Here is a 12,532-nt window from a genome sequence, read left to right as displayed (position 1 = left end):
GGGGGGGCTAACGACCCCGCAACGTTTCCGTCCGGCTGTCCGCCCGCGCCGATACGGGCGGGCGCGGGCGGGGCGCTCAAATGGGTGGCGGCGAACACTATTGCGGAGGAGTTGAGAATTCTTCGTTTTTTCGCGGTGCCAAAAATTGCGTTTAAAAAATGTCGAAACATCGGAAGCCCGCGCCCAGACCCGCCGCTGCGCCCTCGCGTGCGGTCAACGCCCCCAAGCAGGCCATCTATCAGCCGCCGGCCATCGTCGCCGCCGATTTTTTCAAGCGCACCCTCCTGCAAAGCGGGCTGATATTCGCGCTCGCGTTTTTGCTATACGCCAACACGCTCACGCACGGTTTCGTGCTCGACGACTCCATCGTCATCAATGACAACATGTTCACCCAAAAAGGCACGGAGGGCATCGCGGGCATCCTCACGAAGGACACGTTTTTTGGCTACTTCAAGGTGGAGGGCAAGGCCGAGTTGGTGATGGGCGGGCGCTACCGCCCCCTGACGCTGATGCTGTTTGCCCTTGTTTTTCAGTTTTTTGGTGAGAATAGCGTGGTGTTTCACCTGCTCACGGTGCTGCTGTTCGCGGCGACGTGCGTGGTGCTGTACCGCACGTTGCTGTTGCTGTTTGTGCCTCGTTTTGGGGCCGATTACTCGCTCATGCTGGCGTGGATGGCGGCGGTGCTTTTCGCGGTGCATCCCATCCATGTGGAGGTGGTGGCCAACATCAAGGGCTGCGACGAAATCGCTACCTTGCTTGGCAGTCTCGGTGCCTTGTATTTTACCCTGAAATTTTTCGACACGCGAAAAGTCGCGTGGGCGCTCGCCGCGGGCATCTCGTTTTTTCTCGCCTGCCTCTCCAAAGAAAACGCGGTCACGTTTTTGGCGGTGGTGCCGTTGGCTTTGTGGTTTTTTCGCCCGTCGCAAGCGGCTCAACAGCAGGCAGGTCCCTCCGTTTGGAAATACGCGCTGCCGCTTTTGGTCGCCTTTGTCGTTTTTTTTGTCATTCGCGGCAACGTGCTGCATTGGCCCAAACTCGTGGGAGGGCGCGTGCCGATGGAATTGATGAACAACCCCTTCCTCAAAATAGAGGGGAACGAGTGGGTGCCGTGGGCTTTTTCCGAAAAATTGGCAACGGTCTTTTTCACCCTGCTCAAATATGTACAGCTGCTTTTCGTGCCGCACCCGCTCACGCACGACTATTACCCCAAACAGATTGAGATGCTCCGCTTTGGCAGCCCGGGCGCCTTGCTGGGGCTGGCGTTGTATGTTTTTTTGGCCATCTATGCCCTGAGCGGCCTGCGTCGGCGCGACCCCGTGCGCTTCGGGATTTTGTTTTACCTGCTGACCATCAGCATCGTGTCGAACATCGTTTTTCCGGTCGGCACGCTGATGGGCGACCGTTTTGTGTTCATGCCCTCTGTGGGATTCTGCATCGCGGTGGCGGCACTGCTGATTCATTATTTTGGAAAAAACATGCAGGTCGCGCTCGGCATTTTCGGCATACTCGCCTTGCTTTACGCATTCAAGACGGTGACGCGCAACCCGGCTTGGGCAAGCAACGAAAAACTCTTTTTCACCGATGTGAAGGTCTCGCTCAACAGCGCGAAAATCCACAATGCCTGCGGCGGGGTGCTGTTTGACCGCGCCTCCAAAGAAAAAAACGAGGTGGAACGCTCCGAAATCTGTACCCAAGCCATGATGTATCTGAACAAGGCCATCCAGCTGTACCCGAATTACAAGGATGCGTACATGAGCCGAGGCGGTTGTAATTATTATTTGAAAAACTACGATGCCGCGGTGGAGGACTACCGCCGCGCATGGCAGTTGGCCGAAGGCGACCTCAAAATCAAAAAGGCGCTGGCGTTGGTGTTGCGCGATGGGGGCAAGTATCACGGGGAGCAACGCGGCGATTTGCGCCAAGCCATGACCTACCTGAGCGAGTCGTGGCAACTCAACACCGAAGACGGCGAAACGGCGCGACTGCTCGGTGTGGCCAACGGGGTGCAGGGCAAAGGAGCCGACGCGGTGATGTGGTTCGAGAAATCGGTGGCGCTTGAGCCAGACAACGCGACCTATTGGTTCGACCTTCACTTGGCCTACCGCGCAGTGGGCAATGCGGCCAAGGGCGAGGAAGCCCTACGCAAGGCGCTGGAAATCAACCCGAAAATCGTGGAAGAGCGAGGCAGGAAGTAACCGCAAAACGGTAATTTGCGCGACACAACTTCACTTTGTTGTTAAAAATGAAAGTCATGGTGCGTCGCTACATATTAAAACGCTAATTTTGTCACGCATAAGCATTTCTGTAATCTCGCCTTAATTTTTCAATCCTCCACCTCCCCCGCCCGCGTTGCGAAACGTGCTTGTCGTATGTGCAAGCCGCTCGTTTTCAGGTGCTTTTTAATCCCGCATGCGTAATTTTTTTTCCGATTACTAAACAACACCCTCTCCCATGGGAAGAACATTTACTCATCTCAATTTCCGAGCAAGCAGCGCCCCCCTCTCTTTTGGCGGATTATTGGCTCTCCTTCTCCTATTGCCTTCGTTCATTCAAGCGCAGCCAGTCACCGTGACCGTCACGGGCACCAATGTCACCTGCAATGGGGCTAACAACGGCACAGCCACAGCAGTCGGCGGCGGCGGCTGGCCCCCCTACACCTACCAATGGAGCAATGGCGCGACGACCGCAACCGTCACGGGCTTGGCCCCCGGCACCTACAGCGTCACGGCCACCGACATTGACCTCGGCTACGCGGTAGGCACTATCACCATCACCCAACCCACCCCGCTCTTCGTGGAGGCATCGTGCGAAAGCCAAATTTGCGACATCGTGCCGGATGGTTGGGCCAAGGTGATTCCGGCCAATGGCACCCCTCCCTACACTTATTTGTGGAGCAACGGACAGACCACGCCGCTCATCACCGGCTTGGATGCTGGCATCTACACCGTCACGGTGACGGATGCCAATGGTTGCACAAAAGCGGACAGCTGTGAGGTCGTTTTCTGGGACGAGGGCGTGTGGCTGATGGATAGTTCCTCCAATGTCACCTGCTTTGGTCTCAACAACGGTTTTTCGCACATCGGCCCCATGTCGGGTACGCCCCCTTACACCTACATCTGGAACACGGGTGCCACCACGCAAGATGTGTTCAACCTTGCCCCCGGCACCTACACCGTCACGGTGACGGATGCCAATGGCTGCTCCAACTTCCATGTTGTCACCATCACACAGCCACCGCAATTGCTCTGCAACGCTTCCTCCACTCCCGGGGCATGCGGACTGAAAGGCTCGGCAACCGTTGCTCCTTCCGGCGGAACGCCGCCCTACACAGTGTTGTGGAGCACGGGTTCCACCAATTTCACGATTGACGCGCTGCCCGGCACCTATGGTGTCACCGTCACGGATGCCAACGATTGCACCTGCTCCGCTATGGTCACCATTGATAGTACCACGAGTAGTCTCGTGGTGACGACGACCGTCAATAGCAATGCGGGGTGCACGATTGGAGGCGGGGCGACGGCCTCGGCATCAGGCGGCACGGGCAACTACGCTTATTCTTGGGACAACGGCCAGATGACGGCCACCGCCACCAATTTGACCGCTGGCAACCACACCGTCACCGTCATTGACATCACCACTGGGTGCACGGGCGTTGGCACGGTCAATATACCCGCCGCGCCTCCATTGACAGCCACTGCCACTTTGGTGGACGACGCGGACTGCCTCATGGGCGGCAGCGCCACCGCTGCTGGCAACGGCGGCACGCCTCCTTACTCCTTCCTGTGGGACAATGGTCAGACGACGGCCACCGCCACCAATCTCGGTGCGGGGCCACACACGGTCACCGTGTCGGATACGAAGGGCTGTATCGTGACCGCGCTCGTCACCATAGGCCAAAGTCAAGGCCCCATGGTGAACGTGGTAGTGAACGCCAACGCAACTTGCACCGCTGGCGGCAGCGCGACTGCCCAACCGAGCGGCGGTACCCCACCTTATATTTATTTGTGGGACAACGGCCAGACGACGGCCACTGCCACCAATCTTGCGGTTGGCACACACAAAGTCACGGTGACGGACGCGGGTGGTTGCTCGGCTACTGGCATGGTCAATATCACCCAGCCAGATGCGCCCACCGTGCAGCTGGTGAATGTCACCAACGCCACCTGTGTCATGGGCGGCTCGGCTACGGTAGCCGCCTCCGGCGGCACACCGCCCTATTCCTATGTGTGGGATAGCGGCTCCATCAATGCCACTACCATCAATCTTGCTGCCGACGACTACACCGTCACAGTGACGGATGCGGCAGGCTGCACGGCCACACTCACCGTCACCATCGGCGGGCCGATGCTGCCAAGCGTCATCATCACGGCTTCGGCAAACGCCAAGTGCGACCAGCCCGGCAGCGCCACAGCCAGCGCCGTCGGCGGGGCGGGCGGATATACTTATTTGTGGGACAACGGCGAGACCACCGCCACCGCCTCCAATCTTTCGGCTGGTCCGCACAGCGTCACGGTGACGGATGCCGCAGGTTGCACGGCCACTGCCTCGCTCAATATCGGGCTGACCAACAACGGCATCAAATTGGGCGACTACGTTTGGTACGACAATGACCAAGACGGCTTCCAAAATCCGCTCGAAACGGACGGCGTGCCCAACGTCACGGTCAAACTCATCAAAGCGGGGCCAGATGGGGTGTTCGGAACTTCGGACGACGAAACCGTGCAGACGACGACCACTAACGCCAATGGCAAATACGAGTTTGTTTGCGTCACGCCGGGTGTTTACATCATCAATTTCAGCGGCATCCCGCAGGGGTACCAGTTCACAAAGAAAGACTATGTGAACAACGACTGCAAGGACAGCGATGCCAAGCAAAATGGCAACACCGACCCATTCACCATCGTGGCAGGCCAAACGGACAATCTCTGCTTTGATGCGGGCATCCATATTTTCTGCGACAATGTGCTCAACGCTGGCACTATATGCTGCAATCAAACCATCTGCGAAGGGGAAACACCCGCGTTGATTTACAATGTGCTCACGCCGTGGGGCGGTAGCGGCACCATCGAATATCAGTGGCTACAGCTGTTGCAAATCGGTCAGTCCGCGCCCAACTGGGTGGCCATTCCCGGCGCTACCAACGCCACCTATCAGCCCGGCCCGTTGTTTCAAAATGCCTATTATATGCGCTGTGCGCGTCGGGCAGGTTGCGTCACGTTCCTTGAATCGAACATCGTGACCATCACCGTTGTGCCCGCTGGTTCTTCCAATTGTCCCGACTTCACGGGCGACCTCAGCGCAAGCCTCGCAGGCTCCAATGCGGTGAACGTGCAATGGACTACCACGCTGCCCGAGCTCGACCAATATATGTACACCGTGCAGCATTCTACCAACATGGTGGATTGGGTGCCTGCCACGAACATCATGGGCAAACGCGACGCGACCAAGCCCAATCATTACAGTTTCTTGCACCAAACGCCTGTGATGGGCAAAAACTACTACCGCGTGAAGCGCACGAACACGGGCGGGCTGGAAAGTTTCTCGCCTATTCGCTCGGTGGACCTCGAGGTATCGCTCACCGCGGCGGTAGCCATCAACCCCAACCCAGTATCGGATGTGCTCATTATCAAAAACGTGGCGCAATACGATGGCGACGTGACGGTAGAACTCATCACCACCAAAGGCGAGGTGCTGCGCGCATTGACCATACCGGCAGGCAAGCTGCACTACGAGGAATTGCCCGTCGCTGCGCTGCCCTCTGGACTTTACATGGCGCGTATCCGATTCCCGGATGGGTCGTTGCGCACGCTGAAAATCACCAAATTCTGATGGCTGCGTGATTCGGGCATTTTACAAAAAATGTTTGAAAGCCCCCGCATGGTTTGCCCGTGCGGGGGCTGCTTTTTGTGGGGGGGGCAAAATATCGCCATTTGTAGCCCGGCATGGTATCCCGGTGAGGCGTTCCATTTCGGGGAAGTATGGAAAGCCATTCCGCGCCATATATACCTCGTGCCGCCAACTGTTCAAAATCAAGGACATCCATCGTGGTGAACTGACAACCCCCGGTGAATCAACAGCTATTCTCGGTTTGTAAGAGGTGTCATCTTTTGAGGAACGAAAAAGGTGACACCTCGGCCTGTTTTTGAGATGTCACCCCTCCATGCTTCCGGGATGACACCTCAGAACCCAGCAAAGCGAGAATCGCTGGTGAATCAAGGTATATTTTGCGACAAATTGGGATGTGCTCTTTTTGTGGTGACGCTTTGCAAGAGCGACGTTTCTATGGGTGTTTCATTTCAAAAGTACACTTCATGGATTTACCGATTCAGACCCCCGCCTTGCTTTTTCCCGCCGTCTCGCTGCTGCTCATCGCTTACACCAACAAGTTTTTGGCCATTGCCAATCTCATCCGCAAGCTGGTGTCGGACTACGAGCACAACAAGCAACATCATCTTTTTAGCCAAATTCACAGCCTTCGCCGCCGCCTGATGCTGATTCGGTGGATGCAGGTGTTTGGCGTGGCGAGCATCTTGGTCTGTGTTGTTACCATGTTTTTCATTTACGAGGGCTGGCAGATTTGGGCAAAAATCCTCTTTGCGCTCAGCCTTTTGCTGATGATGGCCTCTTTGGTTATCAGTCTCATGGAGATTTTCCTGTCGGCGGGTGCGCTGCGGGTATTGTTGCGCGAATTGGAGGAAATGGAAAAAAGGTGATGCGCCTCAGAGTACCATTTCAAGCACCTCTGGCGTGTGGATGTCCGAGAATCCCGGCACATGGAGCTGGTAGAATTGCAAAAGCCGTTGCAATAGGGACTTGCGCTCGGCCTTGTTCAGGGCGATTTCGTGGCAAAGCTGGAGCGGGCTGCGCAGCAGCGCCACCAATTGGGCGGTTTGCAATGGCTCCAAATAATGTGATTGTAGGGGCGGCACAGGGCTGAAGGAGCCTTCTTTCAAATCAAAAAACAACTCTGCCTGCTCCTCTGCCATATCTGTTTGTGGCTGAAAACCAAGAAACCCCGAAAGGGACAGCAGGAAATGCAGGTGCAGGTTGGCGATAGGGTGGGGGGTGCTATCGAGCCAGCGCAGATTGTCCAGCAGGAACTCGAACAATTCGCGGTTTTCCTCCGCCTCGTGGATGCTTTTTCGACACACCTCCGCCATGAAAAGTGCCACGGCTCCCCGGCGAATGTCAAAAGGGATTTGAGCCCAAATCTCGGCAGCGCGAAATTCTTTCAGGCGATGGAGGGAGCCTGTCCCCTCGCGGTAGTAGCACACCATGTCAACCGCCGTCATGGGTTGAAAAAGACTGTACGGCATTCGAGCCTTCGCCGTGCGGACGCTGCCGGCAATGAACGAATGCAGCCCTTTTTCTTCGGTAAAAATGTCAGCGATGACGCTTGTCTCGCCGTATTTCATCGAGCGAAATACAATGCCGCGCGTGGACAAAAGCATGATGTGGGTGATTTGCAAACCTCGCCACAAGGTAAGATTCTCTAGGGTGCATTTCAAATTGTCGCTTTTTACTGCCCTACTTTCACCTTCAATGCTTTTGCCTTTGCCTGAAAAGCATGGTTGGGCTGGGCAGCTATTCGGTCGAGCGTGCGGTCGAGAAGGGCTTTTTGGGCAGGCATCAGATGGAGCAGGGTGAGGGCCATTGCCCACTCGGAGCGTTCGGCGATGGCTTTATCGCTGGCGCCAGAGAGTTGCCGGAAGTAGGTGAGCGCCTCGGCATATTGGCCGCGCTGGTAGAGAGAATGGGCGAGCAACTCTTTGTTTTTCAGTGCATCTGCGCCTTGTTGGCTTTTAGGTTTGAGCCATTTTTCCGCTTCCGCATACTTGCCGGATTTGAAGTTGTCAAGCGCCTGACCGTAGCCGGGTGCATCGCCGTTTGTGGGGGTGTTTGATTCCTGAATGAAATCGGCTTGCCGGTAAAACGTGGCGGCGAGCGCGGGGTAGTTGGGGGGGGGAGTGTAGGGTGCGGGCGCGGTAGGTTGGGTAGGTGGTGGGGTGGAAGGCACTGACGGCTTGGGCTGTGGCAGCTCTGCCACGCGCTCGTCTTCTTTTTCTTTGGTCGGAGGGGTGGAGGCAGGTGGTTTGGGTGAAGGTTTTGGAGACTTTGGTGGCGCGGTGGTGGCGGGAGGCTTTGTCGAGGGCGCGCTGACGATGGGAGTGGGGCCGCCTATGTCTGCTTGGGGTTGCAAGAGCCACCAGCCAAAAAACGCGGCGGTCAGGGTGGCGGCTATGCTTACTGCCCACCACATCGCCCGTCTCCGCACGCGGGCGATGGGTTGTTTCGAGGGGATGTCGCCGCGCATGGTGTCTCGTTCCCATCTGCTCATTTTGGTCAACAGGTCTCGCTCGACGAGCCATTCCAGCCCTTCCCGTTCCATGCGGTGGGTTTTTACCAGTGCGGCCAACACGGGGTTGGCGGCTATTTCCGCTTCAAAAGCCGATGCTTCTGCTGGGGAGAGGCGGCCTCGCAGATAGGCTTCTATTTTGTCGAAAAGTATTTCGTCGTGGTTCATGGTGCGTACAGGATTTAGAATGGTTTTTGGGGGGCTAACCAAGATATTCCGTCCAAAGCGGGTGGTTTTCCAGAAGCTCGCGCAGGCGCATACGACAGCGATAAGCCTCTTTCTTGGCGGTCTCGGCATTGGCATAGCCCATTTCGCGCGCGATTTCTTCCATCGAGTAGTCCAACTGGTAGCGGCGCAGTAATTCGCGGCATCGCTCGCCGATGTGCCCCATCGCCTCGGCCAACAGTTCGCGGTGCTCGTTGCGAAGTGTGTCGGCTTCTGGACTTTCCACCGTGCCATCGTATTGGGCGGGCGAAAGTTCCTGATAGCGACCTTGCTGGCGGCGCAAGGTGACCCAACGCCATTTGGCGATGGCCACGAAATAGGTGGCCAATGCGCTTTTGCCTTCAAATCTTCCTTCGCGCAAGTTGCGGTCGAAGAGCACGAGCGCTTCTTGAAAAACATCTTGGGCGTCGCTGCGGCTACCGCCGTTGTCGAGTATGTGCCGAACGACGGTCTCTCGCAGCCCGGGGAAAAGATAGATGTGCCGAAGGGCGGATTCGCGTGCTGCTCCGCCGCTTTGAATGGCGGCAAGGAGCGATTCGTCGGTCCAATTCGTGTGGGTTGTCATTAGTGCAGTTGATGGGCGAAAGGTAACCAAGTGTTTTCTGCATTGACGGGAGGATTTTTGGGTTGGCAGGATTTGCAAGGTTTGCAGGATGTTGAAAACGGCCAGTCCGTCCCAGCAAATTTTGTCCACAAAAAACTGTCAATCAGTGGGGTGTATAAGTCCTTTGGAAAGGACTTCGGGTGGATGAGTAGGGGCGCAGCTGTTAAGAATCGAATTGTTTCTTAACGTTTGGGTCTTTCAGCGGGCGTTTTCGTTACCATTTTCCTAAATGTCAAATGCGGGGGGTTACTTGTGGGGAGCATCTTGCACAAAGCAGCAACAACAATCGAAAATCATCACGCACAAAAAAACTGCAAGTCATGAAAAAATTGTTTTTGCTTCCGTTGTCACTCCTTTTCTTCCAAGTGTTGAACGCTCAAATAAGCGGCGTTGGCATACGTCCCGGTGTCAGTCTTTCCACCTTTAAACTCAACCGGGAGTACAACGACATCTATAACGCTTCGCTGCGCCCCGGTATGAGCATGGCGGCGTTCATGGAAATCAACCTTGGCAACCGTTTCACGTTGCAACCCGAAGTGGCTTTCACCCAGCGCGGTGCCAATCTGCGCAGCAAAAGCACCATCTACTGGGATGGCCCCGCTTTTGGGTATCCCGCTGACTATCGGGTGGTGGATTACCGTCAAAAAGAAACGCTCAATTATCTGGACGTGCCCATCATGGTGGAGAAAAACTTTGGCGGGGGCAATGTCGGCGCTTATGTGGCACTTGGCCCCGGGCTGTCCTTCGGATTCAAGGGCAAAGGCCGCGAGGAAATCACCTACGAGTTCCCGGTCAGCGACGGCCAAATTGACATAGGCGCCGACCGTTTTGAGTATGGCATCGAGATGGGCTCGGGTCGCTTCGACACCTACAAGGGTTTTGATTTCAGCCTCAATGCTGGCGCGGGCCTGCTCTTCTTGCTCGAAAATGGCGAAATCGGCATTGACCTCCGCTACACGCACGGTCTGAAAAATCTCAACGTGGACGGCCTGAAAAACCGGAACCTGCTGGTCGGTGTGTCGTATATGCACTACATTGGTCAATAAGGGATTGAAGGGGGGTGAAGGCGGGGAGTGAGAATGTTTAAAAAAGCTGTCAACCCTTCCCGGACGTTTTCTTTTTAAGCGGCAAACTCGTGCCCCTTCGTGCCTCTGTGTTTCCTTATCGGCGTCCATTGGGATGGTGTAGCCCCCTCCCCCCTTCAACTCACTCAACTTCTTTCGATATGAACTGCCCGAACTGCGGCCACCCCACGCCGCCCACCCACGCGGCGCGATGCGGCCATTGCAACTTCAAACTTCCGGCGAACCCGACATCGCAAGCCAGCCAGTCAGACACGACGCTGCCTTGCTGGAACTGCCGGCACCCCAATCCCGCCGAGGCCGAACGCTGCGAATGGTGCAATGCAAAACAGCAAGCATCGCCTCGCTCGGCAGTGCCCTTCGCCTCGCGGCAGCCCCTACAACCTCAAACCCGCAAATCCATCAACATCGCAAGCCATGACAAATAAAGGTTTCAATCCGCTTTTTGTGTCGGCGCTCGACATCCTGACTGGCGCATTGAGCGTGTTCATCGTTCTCAATTTTCTGAACACGCGCCTCATGGGAGTGCCACCCACGCCAGTCAATCCGCCCGAAAAAGAAAAGGTGGCGAAAAAAGAGGAGAAGGCGCCCAACAAAACCAAGCCTGCTCCTGCCGTCGGCCCGGGCACTTATCGGCAAAGACCTGTGGAGCCGACCAAGCCTTCCGTCCCCAATGAAAAGCCCAACCCAACCACTCCACAGCCGTCGCCCCCCAAACCGACCACCCCTGCGCCCGCTCCCCCATCCACAGTGCCCCATCCGCCATCTCCGCCATCCGACCCTGTCGCGGTGGATTTGATGAAGCAGACCAAAGGTGCGGTCGTCATCTTGTTGCAACAAGCCGACCAGTCGAAACAATCGGTGGAGTTCATGCTTCGGCAAGGCAATCGTACTTGGAAGCCGGGTCGCGCAAGCAAGTTTCAGGACAATGGCTTCAAGTATGAGAAGGCGCTGAACTATTTCTATCAGTCGGAAATAGAGCCGGGGACCTATGAAGTGCTGGTGCGCGTGAAAAGTGGTCAGCGAGGTGGTGGCGCCAAACCCTTCAGCCTGTTTGGCAAGTTGGTGCCTCCCGGTCAAAAATCGCTGTCCTACAACTTTGGTGCGTACGCTGTGAACGGCGCTGCGAGCGATTGGGTATCTGCTGGCACGCTCAAAGTAAGTGCCTCGGGATTGCAATACCAGTCACGCCTGCCCGTCGCCACCAAATCGGAAACGGAGCCGACACAGAACGCTCCCACCACGCCCGATTCAAAACCGGCACCTGCCACCAAACCATCAGGCAGGAGCGGAAAGTGGGGATAATCAACCAATGGACGGTGCACGGGGGATTCCTGCCAACTCTTGAAAAACCACTTCAACCTTTTCTAACACTCAAACACATCTCAGCCATGTTTGCCAATAAAAATCTGCAAATTGTTGCCGGTCTCGGCATTGCTTTCGTTATCGCCGCTTTGATGGCGCTCGGTTATCACACCGCTCCGTCTGGCTCTTCCTTAGAAACCTTCTTCTTCGCGCTGGGCGGCAAAATGCCCGCCGGAATCATACAGGCCGCCACGATTGCCTGCTTCTTCATCTGCTTGTTTGGCATCCACGCGCTCAGCCAGCGCATCCAGCAGGAAGAAGGGGCCTACATGGCCAAGTTGCTGCCGGAGGCCGAGCAATATGTGCTCTACCCGGAGGATGTGGCCCGCATCAAGTTGGAGACCATTGATGCCGAAAAACGCATGGGGCCGCGTTTGCTGACCGACCTCATCAAGCAAGCCACCACAAAATTCCGCGCGGAAAGCTCCACCGGCGAAACGCTCTCCATGGTGGAAACAGTGAGCGAGATGCAGCGCAAATCGCTCGAGAAAGAATTTTGGCTCATCAGCACTTGCCAGACTTTGATACCGACCTTCGGTTTCCTCGGCACGGTGTGGGGCATGGCCTCGGCGATATTGAGCATGGGCCAAACCAAACCAGTGATAGCTGCCGCCACAACGACGGCGACACCTGCCGCCACGCCTGTGGCACCTGCAGTGAGTTCTACCGACATTCAGGCGTTGATTGACTCGATGGGCTCGGCGTTTTTCACCACGATTCTGGCCATCATCTTGGGCATTGTCGTGAGCATATTGGTGAAAAGACTCGAAACGCGCGTGGAAGATTTCCAGACCGGGATGAAGCGCTATGTGGTAGAGAATCTGGTGAACAGGATTCACAAGTAGTTGGAAAGGTCATTAGGGGCATTCTCAAAAAAACACCGAGACCCAAAGGCACACA

General features: G+C 56.2%; 10 protein-coding genes. 7 read left to right on the top strand and 3 right to left on the bottom strand.

Annotation, left to right across the window (positions count from 1 at the left end; all coding sequences use genetic code 11):
- The first annotated feature begins 158 nt into the window (after nt 1–158).
- From KIS77_17855 to KIS77_17845, 3 genes are all read left to right on the top strand, one after another.
- Nucleotides 159–2,195 (top strand): glycosyltransferase family 39 protein, encoded by a 2,037-nt coding sequence (locus KIS77_17855; GenBank protein MCW5924192.1) that lies wholly within the window; start codon nt 159–161, stop codon nt 2,193–2,195.
- Between the two features lie 256 nt (nt 2,196–2,451).
- Entirely contained in the window at nt 2,452–5,829 is a 3,378-nt protein-coding gene (locus KIS77_17850) for a hypothetical protein (protein ID MCW5924191.1), read from the top strand.
- A 482-nt stretch (nt 5,830–6,311) separates the two neighbouring features.
- Entirely contained in the window at nt 6,312–6,713 is a 402-nt protein-coding gene (locus KIS77_17845; GenBank protein MCW5924190.1) for a DUF2721 domain-containing protein, read from the top strand.
- A 6-nt stretch (nt 6,714–6,719) separates the two neighbouring features.
- On the opposite strand, the gene recO is transcribed toward KIS77_17845, so the two are convergent.
- From recO to KIS77_17830, 3 genes are all read right to left on the bottom strand, one after another.
- On the bottom strand, nt 6,720–7,451 hold the full coding sequence (gene recO, locus KIS77_17840) for a DNA repair protein RecO (GenBank protein MCW5924189.1): 732 nt from the start codon (nt 7,449–7,451) through the stop codon (nt 6,720–6,722).
- A 68-nt stretch (nt 7,452–7,519) separates the two neighbouring features.
- A complete protein-coding gene (locus KIS77_17835) occupies nt 7,520–8,524 on the bottom strand; it encodes a hypothetical protein (protein ID MCW5924188.1) in 1,005 nt (334 codons plus the stop codon).
- 34 nt (nt 8,525–8,558) lie between these two features.
- The gene (locus KIS77_17830; GenBank protein ID MCW5924187.1) at nt 8,559–9,146 is read right to left on the bottom strand and encodes a sigma-70 family RNA polymerase sigma factor; all 588 of its coding nucleotides are present in this window, start codon (nt 9,144–9,146) and stop codon (nt 8,559–8,561) included.
- A gap of 359 nt (nt 9,147–9,505) precedes the next feature.
- Here KIS77_17830 and KIS77_17825 point away from each other — a divergent pair, with 359 nt between their 5' ends.
- The 4 genes from KIS77_17825 to KIS77_17810 all read left to right on the top strand — a co-directional run bounded on the left by KIS77_17825 (nt 9,506) and on the right by KIS77_17810 (nt 12,477).
- Nucleotides 9,506–10,231: a PorT family protein gene (locus KIS77_17825; protein ID MCW5924186.1), complete on the top strand. Its 726-nt coding sequence runs from the start codon at nt 9,506–9,508 to the stop codon at nt 10,229–10,231.
- Between the two features lie 179 nt (nt 10,232–10,410).
- On the top strand, nt 10,411–10,695 hold the full coding sequence (locus tag KIS77_17820; GenBank protein ID MCW5924185.1) for a hypothetical protein: 285 nt from the start codon (nt 10,411–10,413) through the stop codon (nt 10,693–10,695).
- On the top strand, nt 10,685–11,572 hold the full coding sequence (locus tag KIS77_17815; protein MCW5924184.1) for a hypothetical protein: 888 nt from the start codon (nt 10,685–10,687) through the stop codon (nt 11,570–11,572). Before KIS77_17820 ends, KIS77_17815 begins: the two co-directional genes overlap by 11 nt.
- An 86-nt stretch (nt 11,573–11,658) precedes the next feature.
- A complete protein-coding gene (locus KIS77_17810) occupies nt 11,659–12,477 on the top strand; it encodes a MotA/TolQ/ExbB proton channel family protein (protein ID MCW5924183.1) in 819 nt (272 codons plus the stop codon).
- Nucleotides 12,478–12,532: the final 55 nt, after the last annotated feature.

It is taken from the genome of Saprospiraceae bacterium (genome assembly GCA_026129545.1).
In the GTDB taxonomy this organism is placed as follows: domain Bacteria; phylum Bacteroidota; class Bacteroidia; order Chitinophagales; family Saprospiraceae; genus M3007.
Note: the sequence above shows the minus strand (reverse complement) of the source record. Positions and strands in the feature narration are given on the sequence as shown.